The sequence below is a fragment of the Halolamina litorea genome, from assembly GCF_026616205.1.
In the GTDB taxonomy this organism is placed as follows: domain Archaea; phylum Halobacteriota; class Halobacteria; order Halobacteriales; family Haloferacaceae; genus Halolamina; species Halolamina litorea.
This window is the reverse complement of record NZ_JANHGR010000001.1, coordinates 1-17,269: the sequence shown is the minus strand read 5'-3', so window position 1 is coordinate 17,269 and position 17,269 is coordinate 1. Positions and strand designations below refer to the sequence as shown.

Below are 17,269 nucleotides of genomic sequence, written 5' to 3'. Positions count from 1 at the left end.
TCCTCTTTCGGTAACGGGTCACCGGCGGGCGGCCCGCCCTCGTCGACGGGTCGCTGGCGGTCCGCCTAGAGGTCGTAGAGGTCGCGGTACTTCGACTCGATCCGGTCGAGGAAGGGGTCGGCGGTGAGGGGCTTGCCCGTCGCCACCTCCGCGAGTTCGTCGGTCCGGTAGCGCTTGCCGTGCTGGTGGACGTTCTCGTTCATCCACGTCCGCATGTCGTCGAAGCGGCGGTCGCCGACGAGTTCCTCGAGATCCGCGCCGAGTTCCGCCTCCATCGCTTCCTGCAGTTGGGCGGAGAACACCGTTCCGAGGGTGTAGCCCTGGAACGTGCCGATCCGGCCGATGCTCCAGTGGATGTCCTGCAGGCAGCCGACGGTGTCGTTCTCGGGGGTGATCCCGAGGTACTGTTCGTACTTGTCGTTCCAGACCGCGGGCACGTCGGCCACGTCGAGGTCGCCGTTGACCAGCGCGCGCTCGATCTCGAAGCGGACGAGGATGTGGAGGTGGTAGGTCACCTCGTCGGCCTCGACGCGGGTGAGGTTGTCCTCGTACACCTGATTGGCCGCCTCGAACGCCTCGCGGGGCGAGACCTCCGCGAGCCGCGGGAAGTGTTTCCGGACGATCGGGAGGAACTCCCCCCAGAACGCCTCCGAGCGGCCGACGTGGTTCTCCCAGAAGCGGCTCTGGCTCTCGTGGATGGAGTGGCTGCGGGACTGGCCGAGGGGGTCCGGGAAGCGGTCCTCGTCGAGGCCGTGTTCGTAGGAGGCGTGGCCGTACTCGTGGAGCGAACTCATCAGGCCGTCGACGGGCGAGTGGTCGTGGAAACGGGTGGTGATCCGCATGTCGTAGCGGTTCCCGTAGGAGAAGGGATGCGTGGAGGTGTCGAGGCGCGAGCGGTCCCAGTCACAGCCGACAAAGGAGAGGGCGTCCTCCGAGAGGGCCATCTGCCGGTCGTCGTCGTAGGGGCCGTGTTCGACGAACGCGCCGCCGAGGTCCACGTCGCTCTCGCGGATCTCCTCGATCAGCGGGACGAGTCGCTCGCGGAGGGAGTCGAGGATCGACTCGGCGGTGTCGACGCCGACGTAGGGTTCGTACTCCTCGAGGATCACCGAGAACGGTTCGGCGTCGGGGTCGATCTGGTTCGCGTACTCCCGCTTGAGTTCGACCAACTGTTCGAGATAGGGCGCGAACACCTCGAAGTCGTCCTCCTCGCGGGCGGTCTCCCAGGCATCGTTGGCCTCGGAGATGACGGCGTTGGTCTCCTCGATGAGGTCCCGGTCGACGGCGGCCTTCCGCTCGTGTTCGCGCCGGACCTCCCGAACGATCGCTTGTTGATCGTCGTCGAGGTCGGCGTCGTCGACGGCGTCGAGCCAGCCGGCCACGTCGTCGCCGGTGAACGCCTCGTGTTGGAGCGCGGAGACGAGGCCCCGCTGCATCGAGCGACCGGGGGTCCCGCCGCTGGGCATCATCACCTGCTGGTCCCAGAAGAGGAGGTTGTCGATGGTTTCGAGGCCGCCGACGCGCTCGGCGCGCTCGTGGAGTCGGTCATAGGCGGAGTCTGAATCGGACATCGTACGTGGATAGCCGACAGTCGTGTTAACAGTATCCACTGAGGCAGCCTGCCGTCGGTTCCGGACGGCTGCACGGGTCCCCGGGACCCATAGGTTGATGGCCTCGTACCCGTCACGTCAGGTAGGTAATGTCTGACACTGTCATCGTCGAAGAGAAGTCCGCACAGGCGACAGAGATCCTCGAAGGAAGCGACGCCGATGCGTGGCTCACCTTCTGCCGGGAGACCGTCGAGATCGCCGAACCCTGCCTGCCGTTCGTGCTGGGGTTCGACGTGGTCTGGCCGACGATGGTCCTCTACACCGAAGACGGGAGCCACGTCATCATCGGCCGCCACGACGCGCCGAACGCCCGGGATCTCGGGGTTCACGAGGTCCACCCCTACGACGAGTCGCTCCGCGAGCCGTTCATGGAGATCCTCGACGACGTCGAGCCCGAGACGATCGCGGTGAACTTCTCCGAGGACAACAACACCGCCGACGGCCTGACCTACGGCATGTATCGACGCCTGACGGGACTGCTCGAAGGGACCGACTACGAGGGCTCGCTCGTGAGCGCCGACCCCGTCGTCGCCGAACTCCGCGGGGTGAAGTCCCCGACCGAGCGCGAGCGGATCGTCACCGCCGCCGAGACCAGCGCCGAGTTGCTGGCGTCGATGACCGAGTCGTGGGAGCCAGACTGGACGGAAGCCGACACCTGCGACTGGCTCCACGGCCACATGACCGACCGCGGGCTGGGGTCGGCGTGGTCGTGGGACTACTGCCCGACGGTCCACCACGGCGCCGAGTCCGACCTCGGCCACACCCTCCCCGGCGACCTGACGCTGCCCGAAGGCGAGGTGCTGCACATCGACTTCGGCGTGAACGAGGACGGCTACGCCGCCGACATGCAGCGACTCTACTACCACGGGGAGGCCGAGGAGATCCCCGACGAACTCGTCGACGCCTTCGCCGACGTCCGCGGCGCCATCGAAGCCGGGCGGGAACTGGTCGAGCCGGGGGTACAGGGCTACAAAGCCGACGACGCCGCCCGCGAGTACCTCACCGAGCAGGGCTGGGAAGAGTACCAGCACGCCCTCGGCCACCAAGTCGGCCGGAACGCCCACGACGGCGGGACGCTCCTGGGCCCGCGCTGGGAGCGCTACGGCGAGTCACCGATGGCCGAGATCCGCGAGGGCGAGATCTACACGGTCGAACTGGGCGTCGACACCGAGTGGGGCTACCTCGGACTGGAGGAGATGGTGGAAGTGACCGAGGAGGGCAACGAGTACATCATCCCACCCCAGCGGGAACTTCGGACGATCAGCTAACGTCACGAACCACCTTTTTTCAGACGGTCAGTCCGCCGTCGACGACCAGTACCTCGCCGCTTACGTACGCGGCCAACCCCGAAGCGAGGAACACACACGCCCCCGCCACGTCGTCGGGATGGCCGATCCGACCGACCGGGACCTCCGCTTCCAGCGCCGCGAGTTCGCTTTCAGTCCGGTCGCGGGCCAGCGCCGTGTCGACGGCGCCGGGCGCGACGGCGTTGACCCGGACGCCCGCGTCGCCGAAGGCGCGGGCGAACGACCGGGTGAGTTGATGGATCGCCGCCTTCGAGGCGCAGTAGGCCGCGATGGCGCCGTCGGCGCCGCCGCGGATCCCGCTGGTCGAGCCGACGTTGATGACGCTGCCGCCGCCGGCCTCGGCGATCCGGCGACCGGCCCGGGCGGTGCAGTCGTACGTCCCGCGAACGTTCACGTCGAAGACCCCCGAAACCGCGGCAGCGTCGCCATCGGCGGCCTCCGCAGGCTCGGTCGGGTCGGTCGTTGCGAACACGCCGGCGTTGTTGACCCACACGTCCAGTCCGCCGAGCGCGGCGGCGGCGGCGAAAACGCGGTCGACGTCGGCCGGGTCGGAGACGTCACAGTCGACGTATCGGGCTTCGACGCCGCGCTCACGGGCGGCCTCGTGAGTCGGGTCGCCGCCGCGGCGCGGGCGCTCGCGCAGGTCCGCGACGACCACGTCGGCGCCGTGGTCGGCGAAGGCGAGCGCGATCCCGCGACCGATGCCGGAGGCGCCGCCGGTGACGACCGCGGTTCGGCCGTCCAGCAGGCTCACGGACCGGTCGCTCCCTCGGGCCCGCCGGGGGTGTTCAGGTGGCAGGCCGCGAAGTGGCGGCCGTCGCCGTGGTCGGGGTCGACCTCGTAGGCCGGGACCTCCGTCGCACACACCGACGGCTCGGTGAAGGTGTCCTTCAGCAACTCCCCGGCGTCGTCCCAGCGCCCTTCGGCGAGGTGGCCGATGGCGGTGTCGACGGTGTCGCCGACTTCCCCGCTGGGGAGTGTGCCCTGGAAGAACTCCTGGGCGATGTCGTCCGGGCCGGTCGCCTCGAACGTTCGGCGGTCGACCGCGCGGACGAACGTTCGGATGCGGTCCCACTCGCCCCCGCTCACGTCGAGGTCGGCCGGCGCGATCAGGTCCGGACAGCGCGTCCGGAACCGGCAGCCTGACGGCGGGTTGATCGGCGAGGGCACGTCGCCCCGGAGGACGCCGCGGTCCCCGGAGGAACGCGGGTCGGGGTTGGGGATCGACCCCAGCAACGCCTCGGTGTATGGGTGTTTGGGGTTCTCGAACAGCTCCTCCTTGTCGGCGACTTCCGCGAGCTGGCCGAGGTACATCACCGCGACACGGTCGGAGATGTGCCGGATGACGCTCAGGTCGTGGCTGATGAACAGGTAGGTCAGCCCCATCTCCGCTTGGAGCTCCTTCATCGTGTTGAGCACCTGCGCCTGGATCGACACGTCGAGCGCGCTGGTCGGCTCGTCACAGACGATGAACTCCGGTTCGACCGAGAGCGCCCGCGCGAGGTTCACCCGCTGGCGCTGGCCGCCGGAGAACTCGTGGGGGTAGCGGTTGTAGTGCTGGGGGTCGAGGCCGACCTTCTCCAGCAGTTCGCGGGCGTGTTCCTCGCGGCCCTCGGCGTCGTACATGCCGTGGGCGCGCATCGGCTCCTCGACGATGGGACCGACCTTCATCCGGGGGTCGAGCGAGGACTGGGGGTCCTGGAAGATGATCTGGACGTCCTTCCGGAGCGCCCGGAGTTCCTCGCCCGAGAGGTCGGTCACGTCGGTCCCCTTGTAGTTGATGCTGCCGTCGGTCGGCTCGATCAGTCGGAGCACCGTCCGCGCGAGCGTCGATTTCCCGCAGCCGGATTCGCCGACCAGCCCGACGGTCTGGCCTTTCGGCACCGTGAAGGACACGTCGTCGACGGCCCGGACGGGGTCGGTCGCGCGGCTGAGTGACAGTTTGAACCCGTCCCGTTCGATCCCGAACCCACCGAGGAGCCCGGAGTTCGTCGAGAAGTGCTTGGTGAGGTTCTCGATTTCGAGCAACGGCTCGCCGGGGGCGACCTCACGGTCGCCGAGGATGCCCTCGACGGCGGGACTACTCATCGTCCTCACCCCCGGCAGTCGCGTCGTCGCCGAAGCCGGCGGTCAGCCCCGCACCGAAGCCGGCGGTGGCTTCGGTCTCCAGCGGCGTCGAGTCCTCGTAGCCGACCGACTCGTACTGCAGACACGCGGTCGCGTGGCGGGCCTCGTCGGCCTCGCTCACGTCCTTGAACGTCGGGGCCACCTCGCGGCAGGCCTCCCGAGCGTCCGGACAGCGCGTGTGGAACCGGCAGCCCGACGGCGGGTCGATGGCCTCGGGCATCACCCCCGTGATGGGGTTGAGTTCGTCGACGGTGACGTCGGGGCGTGGGATCGACTCCAGCAGCGCCCGCGTGTAGGGGTGTTTGGTGTCGTAGAACAGGTCGTCGACGGTCGACTGCTCGACGACTTCGCCGAGGTACATGACGTTGACGCGGTCACAGATCTCCGCGACGACGCCCATGTCGTGGGTCACCCAGACGAAGCTGGTGTCGTAGCGGTCCTGGAGTTCCTCGACGAGTTCGAGGATCTGGCCCTCGACTGTCACGTCGAGGGCCGTCGTCGGCTCGTCGGCGATGATGAGGCTCGGCTCGCAAGCCAGCGCCATGGCGATCAGCACGCGCTGGCGCATCCCGCCGGAGAACTGGTGGGGGTAGTCCTCGAACCGTTCCTCGGGTTCGGGGATGCCGACCTCGCGGAGCATGTCGACGGCCTCCTTGCGGGCCTCCTTCGCCGAGAGCCCGCGGTTGATCTCGATGACCTCCCGGAGTTGCCCGCCGATTGTGAACACGGGGTTCAGACTCTCCATCGGGTCCTGGAAGATGATCGCGATCTCGTTGCCGCGGATCCGTTTCCGCATCTGCTCGGGGGAGAGAGAGCCCTCGCCGGCGACGATCTCGCCGTCTTCCTGTTGCACGTCGAGTATGGTCTCGCCTTTGTACTCTACGGTGCCGTTGACGATGCGGCCGGGGTCCTCGACGAGTTGGAGGAGGCTGGCGGCGGCGACGGACTTGCCGGCACCTGACTCGCCAACCAACCCGACGATCTCGCGTTCGTTCACGTCGAAGGAGATGCCGTCCACCGCACGGACGGTGCCTTCTTCGGTGAAGAACTGGGTCTGCAGGTCGCGAACCGATAGGAGTGGAGTTTCGGACATGTTAGTTGTTGAGTCTGGGGTCGAACGCGTCGCGCAGTCCGTCCCCGAGGAGGTTGAAGCCGACCACCGTCAGCAGGATGGCCAAGCCGGGCCAGATACTGAACCACGGGTCCGGCAGCATGAACCCGCGGGAGTTCGACAGCATCTGTCCCCACGACGGCGTCGGCGGCTGGGCGCCGAAGCCGAGGAACGAGAGGCCGGCGACGATCAGGATGTTCACGCCGATCTGGAGCGTGGCCTGTACGAGCACGGGCGCGAAGCTGTTCGGGATGACGTGCCGGAGGATGATGTTCCGGTCACGGACCCCCGCCGCGCGGGCGGCCTCGATGTAGTCTTCCTCGCGCACGCTCACCACGCGTGAGCGGATCAGGCGGGAGAACACCGGAACCGTGGTGATGCTCACGCCGATCATGGCGAAGGTCATGTTCCGCCCGAAGGCGGTCATGAAGGCGATCACCAGCACGAGGAAGGGGATCGCGTAGATGGTCTCGACGGCGCGCATCAGCACGTCGTCGACGTAGTCGCCGTAGTAGCCCGCGACGGCGCCGACGAGGGTGCCGATGACGACGCCGATGCCGGTCGCGATGATCCCCACCTGAATGGCGATCCGGGTGCCGTAGATCAGGCGGACGAGGATGTCGCGACCGCGGTGGTCGGTGCCCAGCGGGTGCGCCCAGGTGCCGGTACCGAACTCGTTGGTGATCCCCACCGGCGGCTGGAGGATCTGCGGGTTCGCCGGGTCGGCAACGGGGCTGTAGAGGAACCGCTCGGCGATGGCGTAGTCGAGTAACTGCGAGTCGACGAACGCGAACAGCGCCACGAACGTCATGAACGCGATGATGTAGAGCCCGAGGCGGGCCGTCGAGTCCTGGCGAACCCGCGAGAGCGTGTACCGCCAGCCGACCCGGGCTTCCGGGCGGGCCTGCTCGTCGGCGTCGGGCGCGGCGCCCTCGTTCACGGTGCCCCGAGTCGGGTTCTCGCCGTCGCTTGTTTCGGTCGCCATTTCAGTCCACCTCGTCGTAGGTAACCCGTGGGTCGATGTACGCGTACGAGAGGTCGGTCACGATGACCCCGATGACGAACATGACCCCGAAGAAGAGGGTCGTGCCCATGATGAGCGGGTAGTCCTGGTTGTTGATCGCGGTAATGATCAGTCGGCCCATACCGTTGATGTTGAACACTGTCTCGGTCAACACGGAGCCACCCAGTGCGGTCGTGATCTGGAGGCCGACGATGGTGATGACCGGTAGCTGTGCGTTCCGGAACGCGTGCTTCCGGAGGATGGTGCGCTCCCTGACGCCGTAGGCTCGCGCGAGCTGAACGTACTCCTGTTGGAGCACTTCGAGCATCGACGAGCGTTGGACGCGCATGATGGCGGCCATCTGGAGCGTGCCGAGCGTGATGGTCGGCATGATCAGGTGTTCGATCGAGGTGACGAACACGTCGACGGCGTTCGAGGCGCCGTCGACCGTCGAGGGGTCGGCCCACGGCATGATGAGGTTCGTCGCGGGCAGTAGCTGAATGTGGTACGAGAAGATGATGATGAGCATCAGCCCGATCCAGAACGAGGGGGTGCTCACACCGATCAGCCCGAGGATACGCGAGACGTGGTCGGGCAGTTCGTTGCGTTTCTGTGCGGAGATGACGCCCATCGGCACCGCCGTCGCGATGGCGAAAGTGAAACTCGACACCAACAGCAACAGCGTCACGGGCAGGCGCTCGGCGATCTTCTGGGAGACCGGCTGGCCGAAGTGGATACTCCGGCCCATGTCGCCCTGTATGAGGTTCCCTAGGTAGGTCACGTAGCGGATGTGGATCGGTTCGTCCAGCCCGTACTGTGCCCGGATCGCCTCGACCATCGAGGCGTCAGCGTTGGGGCCGACCATGATGCGAATCGGGTCTCCCGGGATGGCGTTTATCAGGAGAAACGTTATCGTAGCGATACCGAGGAGGACGGGGATCGACTGGACCAACCGTCGAACGGCGTAGCGTGCCATTCCCACGGTCAGATCACCTCCGGGGTCGTATTTGTATAGTGGCAGAGTCTCATTGAGGGTCCGAAAGGGGGGGTGGTTGCCGCGCGGTCTACTGGACGCCGACGTTGTTGTAGCTCGACACCAGCCGCGGGTTGATGTACCCGATCGGGTGGTTCGTGAAGTCCGTAACGTAGTCCTTCACCGCCCACGTGTTCTTCAGCGTGTAGGAGGGGAGGTTCACGCGCTCCTCGAGTACGATCGGCACGGCTTTCTCGTAGAGCTCCTTTCGCTCCTCGCGGTCGGAGCTCTCACGAGCCTGGTTGATGTAGCCGTCCAGCTCGTCGTTCTCGTAGAAGTGGCCTTGGTTGACCCCGGCCATGTCCTGGGCGAACAGGTTGTACATGAAGTCCGACGGGTCCGGCGGACCGGACCAACCGAGGACGTACATGTGGTAGTCGTTGGGGTCGCCCGTCAGGAACTTCTCGAGGTAGGTACCCCAGTCCAGCCGCTGGACGTTCGCCCCGTATCCGGCCTCGTTGAGGCCGTTCCCGATCGTGACACCGATCTGTTCACGCTTGTTGTCCGGGGGAACGATGATGTTCATCTCCCAGTCAGCGGGGATCTCCTCGTGGTCGTCGAGGATCGCTTTGGCTTCGTCGACGTTCTTGTCCGACTGGATGTCGGCCCACTCGTCGGTCGGGAAGTCCCACGTGTCGGCTACCGCTGCCGGGATCGGGCTGTTGACGCGAACCCCTGCGGGTTCGACGAAGTTCGAGACCGCGTCGTCCATCGAGAACGCGAGGTCGACGGCGCGACGGACCTCGGGGTCCGTCGTCGGCCCCTCGTTGCAGTTGAACGAGCCGTAGAAGTAACTGATAGCCGGCCGCTCGAAGATGGTGGCGTCGTTCATGCCCTCGATGGTGCCCCAGAGCTTCGGCGGGATGTCCTGAATGACGCCCACTTCGTCGTTCTGGAAGCTGGTGAGCCGGGTCGTCGGCTCCGGGATCGGGACGAACTCCACCTCGCTGAGGTTGGGAGCCTTCCCCCAGTAGTCGCTCCAAGACGCGAGTTGGGCGTGTTCACCTTCGCGGAACTCGACGAGCTCGAACGGCCCCGAGCCGACGTAGCCCTCGGTCCAGCCCACGTCGGTCTTCGTCTCCTCACGGACCGACTTCGGGACGACGTTCTGGGTCAGCGAGTGCTGGAACACCGCGTAAGGGAAGTCCAGGTCGATCGTGATCGTCTGGCCGTCGACCGAGACGGAGTTGACCATGTTGAAGTCGGCCGCGAGCTGGGTCTCCTCGACGACCGGTTGTTCGATCGAGTACGCCACGTCCTCGGGCGTCACCTGATCGCCGTTCTGGAAGTAGGCGTCCTCCCGGACGTCGAACGACCAACGGGTGCCGTCGTCGCTGACTTCGGGGAGCTCCGTGGCGATCTGTGGCTCGAGGTCCGTCCCCTCGCCGTAGGTGTAGATCGAACTGTACATCCGGTTGGCGACGAGCAACGCGGGAACGCTCATCTGCCGGATCGGGTCGAAGTGGACCCCGCTCTTTGCCTGTCCGATACTCAGACTGCCGCCCGGTTGGGGGGTCGCGGTGCCGCCACCGCCGCTGGTGTCGGTCGGGTCGTCACCGCCGCCACCGGTGCAGCCGGCAAGTACCCCGGCAGCAGTGATGCCTGCGCCGGTACGGAGTAGCCGTCTACGCGTCAGTGGCTTGTTATCGTGAGCCATGGACTGAGGAATGTCTGGGGCATAAAGTATCTATCGGAAATTGTAAACATACCGTCTATAATTGGATCGGATTTTTGTCCGAGAGGTAGTGAACGGAGCGATCCTGACAGCCACCAGTGTGGAATCAGGGACAAAGCTATGTCGTGGGGGAGATGGGCATACCTCATGGATCACGAACGACGGCGAACGGACGAGGCACGCGACCGGCTCCGCGACCACGGCGCCGACGCGCTCGTACTGTCACCCGGCCCGGAGCAGCAGTACCTATCAGGGTTCGGAACGGAACAGAGCAAGCGCCACACGCTGTTGGTGGTGCCCGCCGAGGGCGAGCCCTTCTTCTTCCTCCCGGCGATGTTCGCCGACGGCGCACGGGCCGCCAGTTGGGTCGAGACCTACCACACGTGGGAGGACACCGATGACCCCGTCGACGCCCTGCGGGAGAGCTTCGAGAGCCACGACCTCCTCGGGGGCGACGTGCTCGTCAACGAACGGATGTGGTCGACGTTCGCCCAGGACCTCCGGACCGTCGCCGGCGGCGTGGACCGGGCGGGCGAGGTGCTCACGCCGCTGCGAATGACCAAAGACGAGGCCGAACTCGACGCGATCCGTGAGGCCTCCGTGATCGCCGACGACGTGAGCCGCGCGGTCAGGGGACTCGATCTCGCGGGGATGACCGAAAACGAGGTGGTCGGCGAGATCGAGTACCGGATGCGCGGGGAGGGCGGGGAGGGTGCCTCCTTCGAGACGATCGTCGCCAGCGGTCCCAACAGCGCCAGCCCCCCCTATCGGGCCGGCCACCGCGAACTCGAAACCGGCGACCCGGTGATCCTCGACTTCGGCTCGATCGTCGACGGCTACCTGAGCGACCAGACACGAACCGTCGTCGTCGGCGGCGAGCCCCCCGAGGGGTTCGTCGACGCCCACGAGACGGTCATCGAGGCCGCCGACGCCGCCGTCGACGCCGTCGAACCCGGGGTTCGAGCCGACGAAGTCGACGCCGCCGCGCGGGCAGTGATCGAGGACGCGGGCTACGGTGACTGCTTCCCCCACGTCACCGGCCACGGGGTCGGTCTCGACATCCACGAGCCCCCGTTCCTGATCGGTGGCTCCTACCTCGAAGGCTGGAACCACGTCGAACTGGAGCCGGGGATGGTGTTCAGCATCGAACCGGCCATCTACACCGACGCGTTCGGCGTCCGCGTCGAGGACCTCGTCGTCGCCACCGAGGACGGTGCCGAACGGCTCAACGGCTCCCCGCGAACGTGGGAGCCCCTGGAGTGAGCGGAAGCCACGGGCGGCGCTACCGCTACACGGTCCTCGCGTTCTGCCTGTTCTCGTACTTCGCGACGATGGCGGCCCGGACCGCCGTCAGCCCGGTGTTGCCGTCGATCCGGGAGGAGTTCCTCGTCTCGAACGCGGCGATGGGGCTGGTGCTGACGGGGATGTGGGGTGCCTACGCGCTGAGCTCCTACCCGAGCGGCGTGCTCGGGGACCGCTACGGCGCGCGCCGGGTGGTGCTCGCGGCGGTCGGGCTGACGGCGGTCGGGAGCGGCCTGCTCGCGGTCTCGCCGACGTACGCGACGTTCCTCATGTCGGCGCTGTTCCTCGGGGCGGGTGCGGGCCTCTACTACCCGGTGGCGGCGATGCTGCTGGAGTCGCTGTTCGAGCGAACCGGCCGAGCGATCGGCCTCCACCTCACCGGGAGCCAACTGGCGGGGCTAGCGACGCCGGTGGTCGTCGTCGCCATCGCGGTGCGCTACGGCTGGCGGGCCGGGATCGCGTTCGGGGTCGTGACCACGTCGATCGCGTTGGTCCTCTTCGCGTGGCGCGTGGAGCCGACCCCGCCCTCGAACCCCGAGGCGTCGGTCCGCCGGGCGTTCGCCGCCGAGCGGGTTCTCCCGCCGCTCCGGAACCGTCGCGTGCTCTACGTCATCGCGCTCGCGGGTATCGGCTCGTTCGCCTGGCAGGGGACGGCGACGTTCCTCCCGACGTTCGTCGGCGCCGAGTACGGCCTCAGCCCGACGACCGCCGGCGGGCTACTCTCGGTGTTCTTCGTGACGCTGACGCTCTCGACGCCGATCGCGGGGTCGGTCTCGGACGTCATCAGCCGCGACGGCGCCGCGGGGCTGCTGTTCGTGGTCGCGGTCGGTGGCTACGGGCTGTTGCTCGGCGGGGTCGGCATCGGGCTGCCGGCGGCCGCGCTCGGGACCGCGCTGGTCGGCGTCGGCATGAGTTGGCCCGCCGCATTGGAGTCGCGCATGCTCACGGAGTTCGACGACGCCGACCGGGGCGCGGGCTTCGGGCTGGCTCGGGGCTCCTACCTCCTGATCGGCGCCGGGGGGAACGTCGGCGTCGGTGCGCTGGCGGACCTCGCGGGGTGGCCGGTCGCGATCGGTACCCTCGCCGGGCTGTTGACGGTCTGTGCGCTCGCGATCGGTGCGAACCGGGTGTTCGGGATCGGCCTCTGAACCGGCAACCCCCACCTCCCGGGTGAACGCTTATGCCCCGGTGGGTGTACCGGCGGGCATGGACACCGACGAGGCTTACCGACGGATCGTCGATCGGTACGGACGGGTCGCCGATCTGGAGACGACCGGGTTCCTGCTGTTCTGGGACGCCGAAGTGATGATGCCCCCCAAGGGTGAGCTGGTCCGGGCGAGTCAGCGCTCGACGCTCGAACAGCTCGGGCAGGAGCTGCTCGCCGACGACGAGCTCGCGGAGTGGCTCGACGCCGTCGACGACGACGCGCTCACCGCCGACGAGGCCGCGAACGTCCGGGAGGTGCGCCGGCAACACGAGGTCGCCGCCCGCATCCCCGAGGACCTGACCGAGGAACTGAGCAGCGTCACAGCCGAGGCCGGCAGCGTCTGGCGCGAGGCGCGCGCCGAGGACGACTTCGAGCAGTTCGCCCCCTACTTCGAGCGCCACGTCGACGCCCGCCGGCGCTGGGGCGAACACGCGGACCCCGACGCCGACCCCTACGAGGCGCTCTGGGAGCAGGCCGTCGGCTACCACAGCCAAGCGTACGTCCCCTACGAACGCGTCGAGGAAGTCTTCGACGAACTCCGTGAGGCGCTGGTGCCGCTGATCGAGGAGATCCGAGCCAGCGACGCGGACCTCGCCACGGACGCCTTCGCGGGGAGTTTCGACACCGACACGCAGGAGGCCCTCTCCCGTGACGCACTCGATCTGGTGGGGCTCGACTGGGACCGCGCGCGACTCGAGACCTCGACGCACCCGTTCTCCTACGGGACCCCGGCCGACGTGCGGATCACGACGCGATTCGACGAGACCGAACTGATCGACGGGCTGACGAGTACGCTCCACGAGTTCGGCCACACCGACTACAGCCACGGCCTCGAACTGGACGCCTACGGTACGCCCATCGGCGAACCGCGCGGGCTGGGCGTCCACGAGAGCCAGAGCCGCTTCTGGGAGAACCACATCGGTCGCTCGCGGCCGTTCTGGGAGGCGTTCCTCCCGAAGGTGCAGGAGCGATTCCCCGAGACCGCCGACGTGACCGTTGACGACGCCTACGAGGCGGTGAATCAGGTCAAGGAGTCGAACCTCATCCGCGTCGAGGCCGACGAACTCACCTATCACATGCACATCATCCTCCGGACCGAGATCGAGGACGCGCTCGTCTCCGGGGATATCGACGTGGAGGATGTGCCGCGAGTCTGGAACGAGAAGATGGACGAGTACCTCGGGATCACGCCCGACACCGACCGTGAGGGCTGTCTACAGGACATCCACTGGTCGAAGAGCTTCCCCGGCTTCATCTCCTACACCGTCGGCAGCGTGATCGCAGCCCAACTCTGGGCGGCGCTTCGTGAGGACGTCCCCGACGTGGACGCCCGCATCGCCGACGGCGAGTTCGACGCCGTCCACGACTGGCTGGTCGAGAACGTCCAGCGCCACGGGAAGCGCTACCCGACTGACGAACTGATCGAAGTCGCCACCGGCGAGCCGCTGACGGCGGACTACTTCGTCGACTACGTCACCGAGAAGTACGGCGAGCTGTACGACCTCTGAACGACTGACCGCGGGACCGCGGCCCGTTCAGACCGGGGTGCCGTACCCCTCGATGGCGTCGAGGGCTCGGTCGAGTTCCGCCGTCGTGTTGTAGAAGTGCGGCGAGAGTCGCACGCCGCCGCCCCGGTGGCTGACGTTGAAGCCGTTGTCGAGCAGGGCGCCCGTGGTGTCCGCGGGGTCTGTGACCTGGACGTTGACAACCGAGCCGCGCTGCTCGGGATCAGTGGGGGTTCGCACGGTGAACCCTCGGTCGCGGGCGCCGTCGACGAGGTAGCCGGTGTGGTCACGAGTGCGTTCTCGGATGGTGTCGATACCGACCTCCTCGATGATGCTCATGCCCGCGTCCGCCTGATAGGCGGCCGTCGCCGGCGGCGTCCCCTGCTCGAAGCGCCGGGCGCCGGGGGCGTACTCGGGCGACTCCGTCTCGAAGCCGAAGATGTCGTCGACGCCGAACCAGCCGAGGTTCGTCGGCTCCAGTTCGGCGGCCACGTCGGGGTCGACGTAGAGGAAGGCGATGCCGGGGCCACCGAGCAGGAACTTCAGCGACCCCGAGACGAGCATGTCGATGTCCTGGTCGTCCACGTCGATGGGGACGACGCCCAGTGACTGGTAGGCGTCGAGAAAGAGGTAGCCACCGGCGTCGTGGACCGCATCGGCGACGGCGTCGACTGGACAGAGCCCGCCGGTGAAAGAGTAGGCGTGGGACGTACAGACCAACGCGGTGTCGTCGTCGATGTGGGCCTCGTAGGCCGACGCCGGGACGGTGATGCCGTCGTCGGACTCGGCGACCCGGACCTCGGCGCCCCGGCGCTCCTGTGCGCCCCAGAACTGTGGCGTCGTCGGGAACTCCAACTCCGAGAGGACGACTCCCGAGCGGTCGTCGTACTCCAGCGCGCTGGCGACCTGTGAGAACGCCTGAGTCGCACAGGAGAGGACCGCCACGTCGTCGGGGTCGGCGTTGATCAGCCCCGCGAACCGTCCTTTGGCCTCGTTCACCTTCCCGAGCCACGTCTCCCACGGGTTCCCCTCGGTCACCCACACCCGTTCACACTCCCGGCGGGCGTCGATGCCGCGCTGGGGCAGCGGAGAGGCCGAGCAGTTGTTGAGGTGGATTCGCCCTTCCTCGGCGACGGCGGGGAACGCCTCGCGCCACGTCTCGATATCCATACGGGTCGCTCTGCGTGCGGGGGGATAACTGTGTGGTGCGTCACCTCGACCACAGCTTCAAGCAGACGGAGCCGAGTGAGGAGGTATGAGTGACGCTGTCGTGGTTATCGGTGGTGGGATCGTCGGGCTCGCGAGTGCGTACGAACTCGCCGGCCGTGGCGCCGACGTGACGCTTCTGGAGAAGGGGACGCTGGGGTCGGGGAGCACGGGGCGCAGCGGCGGCGGCATCCGCTCGCAGTTCTCGACGCCGGTGAACGTCGAACTCTCGCAGGCGAGCAAACGCGTGTGGGACGAGTTCGAGGAGCGCTTCGGCGTCGATATCCGCCGCCGACGGGTTGGCTACCTCTTTCTCGCCCGCGAACCGGACACCGCCGACGCGCTCCGGGAGAACGTGGCGATGCAGAACGAGCACGGCGTCCCCTCGACTTACCTGTCGGCGGCGGCCGCCCGAGAACACTGCCCGGAGTTGCACCACGAGCGGTTCGTCGGCGCGTCGTACAACGCCGAGGACGAGTTCGTCGACCCGTACCTCTGTTTGCAGGGCTACGCCGAGGCTGCGCGGGAACGAGGCGTCGACGTACGGCCGAAGACGGCTGTGACGGACATCCGGCGCGAGGACGGCACGGTGACCGGTGTACGCGCCGCTGGTGAGTGGCTGGATGCGGACTTCGTCGTCAACGCTGCGGGACCGTGGGCCGGGCGCGTCGCCTCGATGGCGGGCGTCGATCTACCGATATCGCCGGAACTCCACCGGCTGGCGATCGCCGAACCGGAGACGCCGCTACCCGACGACGTGCCGCTCACGATCGACGTGGACGGCGGGGCGGTGTTTCGACCGGAAGGCGACGGGCTGGCGGCCGTCGGCGGGAACGCGGGCGGCCATCCCGTCGCGGACCCGGACGATTTCCCACAGTCGGCCGATCTGGAGTGGACGCTCGACACCCTCGAAGCGGTCGCCGAGATGTGTGGCTACTTCGGGCCGGAGTCGGCGGTCCGTGACACCGTGACCGGCCTCTACGCGACGACACCCGACGCGAACCCCGTGATCGAGGAAACCCTCCCGGGGCTGATCAACGCCGTCGGCTTCTCCGGCCACGGGTTCATGCACGCCCCGGCAGTCGGGACTATCGTCGCCGAACTGATCGTCGATGGACGTGCGAGCCTCGTCGACATCGATTCGCTGTCGAGCGATCGGTTCGACGGGGAGGTCGACGCCGAGGGAGCCGTCATCTGAGCAACGGGGTTTACGAGCGAGTAGGCGGATGGGACGGTATGCCACGACGGATCGAGCATACCAGCGGCACTGATTGGGAAGCGGAGTTCGGGTACGCACGAGCTGTTCGGGTCGACAACACCGTTCGCGTCTCGGGTACCGTTGCTGTGGAGGACGGCGAAACGGTGGCCCCGAACGACCCGTACGGGCAAGCAAGCCACATCTTCGAGGTCGTCGACGAGGCGCTGGACGCACTCGATGCGTCCCCGGAGGACGTGGTCGTGACTCGGGTGTACGTTGTCGACTTCGACGATTGGGAGCCGATCGGCCGGGCTCACCGGGAGTTCTTCGGCGATGTCAAGCCGGCGACGACGCTGTTGGAGGTCGCATCGCTTCCCGCCCCGGATCTGTGTCTGGAAATCGAGGTCGAAGCAGTCGCGAAAGACGCCTGAAGCGACGAAGTAGAAAGCCAAGGGCCGGATTTGAACCGGCGATGGGCGGCTCTGCAGGCCGCTGCGTTAGGCCGGACTCTGCCACCTTGGCGCAGTTTCTCGTTGGATATTCAGTCGTTTAAGCGTACCGTATCGAACGCTCTCGCTAGTCGACGATGGAAAGCGAGAACGGTCGCGAACGCGGCCGCTCTTCGATCGTTATGAAAACCGCAATGAATGGAGAGACGGCGAGTCGAGTTTTCCAGCGGGTCGCCCACGCCAGTACTCCTCCACACGTGGGTGAGCTTAACTTCCGTGTTCGGGATGGGTACGGGTGTTACCTCACCACTCTGGCCGTCTCACGCCGAGTCGCGGAATCGAACCGCGATCATACCAGGCTCGGTAGGGTCCACAACCGTGTGTAAGCGTAGTCCAGTTCGCACCTGGACCCGTACAATACGGGTACAGTGCAGAGCGATCACCGGATGAGTGATGGCTTCGGTCTGTTAGTGCTCGCGGACTCAACGCCTCGTTGCCTTGGCGCGTACATCCCGAGTCTATCTAACTCCTCTTCT

14 protein-coding genes, 1 tRNA gene and 2 rRNA genes are annotated in these 17,269 nt (G+C 67.1%); 6 read left to right on the top strand and 11 right to left on the bottom strand.

Annotation, left to right across the window (positions count from 1 at the left end):
* Nucleotides 1-65: 65 nt before the first annotated feature.
* Nucleotides 66-1,571 (bottom strand): carboxypeptidase M32, encoded by a 1,506-nt coding sequence (locus NO998_RS00085; RefSeq protein WP_267644946.1) that lies wholly within the window; start codon nucleotides 1,569-1,571, stop codon nucleotides 66-68.
* 128 nt (nucleotides 1,572-1,699) lie between these two features.
* On the opposite strand from NO998_RS00085, the gene NO998_RS00080 reads away from it, so the two are divergent.
* Complete coding sequence (locus NO998_RS00080; protein ID WP_267644945.1) at nucleotides 1,700-2,878, top strand: M24 family metallopeptidase; 1,179 nt, start codon at nucleotides 1,700-1,702, stop codon at nucleotides 2,876-2,878.
* A gap of 19 nt (nucleotides 2,879-2,897) precedes the next feature.
* On the opposite strand, the gene NO998_RS00075 is transcribed toward NO998_RS00080, so the two are convergent.
* From NO998_RS00075 to NO998_RS00050, 6 genes are all read right to left on the bottom strand, one after another.
* Nucleotides 2,898-3,671, bottom strand: a complete 774-nt coding sequence (locus NO998_RS00075; protein ID WP_267644944.1) for an SDR family NAD(P)-dependent oxidoreductase — start codon at nucleotides 3,669-3,671, stop codon at nucleotides 2,898-2,900.
* Entirely contained in the window at nucleotides 3,668-5,005 is a 1,338-nt protein-coding gene (locus NO998_RS00070; protein ID WP_267644943.1) for an ABC transporter ATP-binding protein, read from the bottom strand. Before NO998_RS00070 ends, NO998_RS00075 begins: the two co-directional genes overlap by 4 nt.
* Nucleotides 4,998-6,137: an ABC transporter ATP-binding protein gene (locus NO998_RS00065; protein ID WP_267644942.1), complete on the bottom strand. Its 1,140-nt coding sequence runs from the start codon at nucleotides 6,135-6,137 to the stop codon at nucleotides 4,998-5,000. Before NO998_RS00065 ends, NO998_RS00070 begins: the two co-directional genes overlap by 8 nt.
* A gap of 1 nt (nucleotide 6,138) precedes the next feature.
* Nucleotides 6,139-7,140, bottom strand: a complete 1,002-nt coding sequence (locus NO998_RS00060) for an ABC transporter permease (protein WP_267644941.1) — start codon at nucleotides 7,138-7,140, stop codon at nucleotides 6,139-6,141.
* A 1-nt stretch (nucleotide 7,141) separates the two neighbouring features.
* Nucleotides 7,142-8,134 (bottom strand): ABC transporter permease, encoded by a 993-nt coding sequence (locus NO998_RS00055; RefSeq protein ID WP_267644940.1) that lies wholly within the window; start codon nucleotides 8,132-8,134, stop codon nucleotides 7,142-7,144.
* An 88-nt stretch (nucleotides 8,135-8,222) separates the two neighbouring features.
* Nucleotides 8,223-9,848, bottom strand: a complete 1,626-nt coding sequence (locus tag NO998_RS00050; protein WP_267644939.1) for an ABC transporter substrate-binding protein — start codon at nucleotides 9,846-9,848, stop codon at nucleotides 8,223-8,225.
* 165 nt (nucleotides 9,849-10,013) lie between these two features.
* Between NO998_RS00050 and NO998_RS00045 the strand changes: the two genes are divergently transcribed.
* Genes NO998_RS00045 through NO998_RS00035 form a run of 3 tightly spaced genes read left to right on the top strand, consistent with a single transcriptional unit; the run spans nucleotide 10,014 to nucleotide 13,883 of the window.
* Nucleotides 10,014-11,129, top strand: coding sequence for a M24 family metallopeptidase (locus NO998_RS00045; protein ID WP_267644938.1), 1,116 nt, complete (start codon nucleotides 10,014-10,016; stop codon nucleotides 11,127-11,129).
* On the top strand, nucleotides 11,126-12,316 hold the full coding sequence (locus tag NO998_RS00040; RefSeq protein ID WP_267644937.1) for an MFS transporter: 1,191 nt from the start codon (nucleotides 11,126-11,128) through the stop codon (nucleotides 12,314-12,316). Before NO998_RS00045 ends, NO998_RS00040 begins: the two co-directional genes overlap by 4 nt.
* A 58-nt stretch (nucleotides 12,317-12,374) precedes the next feature.
* A complete protein-coding gene (locus tag NO998_RS00035; protein WP_267644936.1) occupies nucleotides 12,375-13,883 on the top strand; it encodes a carboxypeptidase M32 in 1,509 nt (502 codons plus the stop codon).
* A gap of 27 nt (nucleotides 13,884-13,910) precedes the next feature.
* Here NO998_RS00035 and NO998_RS00030 read toward each other — a convergent pair whose 3' ends face one another.
* Nucleotides 13,911-15,050, bottom strand: a complete 1,140-nt coding sequence (locus tag NO998_RS00030) for an aminotransferase class V-fold PLP-dependent enzyme (RefSeq protein ID WP_267644935.1) — start codon at nucleotides 15,048-15,050, stop codon at nucleotides 13,911-13,913.
* Between the two features lie 85 nt (nucleotides 15,051-15,135).
* Here NO998_RS00030 and NO998_RS00025 point away from each other — a divergent pair, with 85 nt between their 5' ends.
* Nucleotides 15,136-16,284: an NAD(P)/FAD-dependent oxidoreductase gene (locus NO998_RS00025; protein WP_267644934.1), complete on the top strand. Its 1,149-nt coding sequence runs from the start codon at nucleotides 15,136-15,138 to the stop codon at nucleotides 16,282-16,284.
* A gap of 38 nt (nucleotides 16,285-16,322) precedes the next feature.
* On the top strand, nucleotides 16,323-16,715 hold the full coding sequence (locus tag NO998_RS00020) for a Rid family hydrolase (protein WP_267644933.1): 393 nt from the start codon (nucleotides 16,323-16,325) through the stop codon (nucleotides 16,713-16,715).
* 15 nt (nucleotides 16,716-16,730) lie between these two features.
* Here the strand turns inward: NO998_RS00020 and NO998_RS00015 are convergent.
* From NO998_RS00015 to NO998_RS00005, 3 genes are all read right to left on the bottom strand, one after another.
* A tRNA-Cys gene (locus tag NO998_RS00015) sits at nucleotides 16,731-16,806 on the bottom strand.
* Between the two features lie 128 nt (nucleotides 16,807-16,934).
* A 5S ribosomal RNA gene (rrf, locus tag NO998_RS00010) occupies nucleotides 16,935-17,056 on the bottom strand.
* A gap of 124 nt (nucleotides 17,057-17,180) precedes the next feature.
* Nucleotides 17,181-17,269, bottom strand: a 23S ribosomal RNA gene (locus NO998_RS00005); the annotation flags it as partial.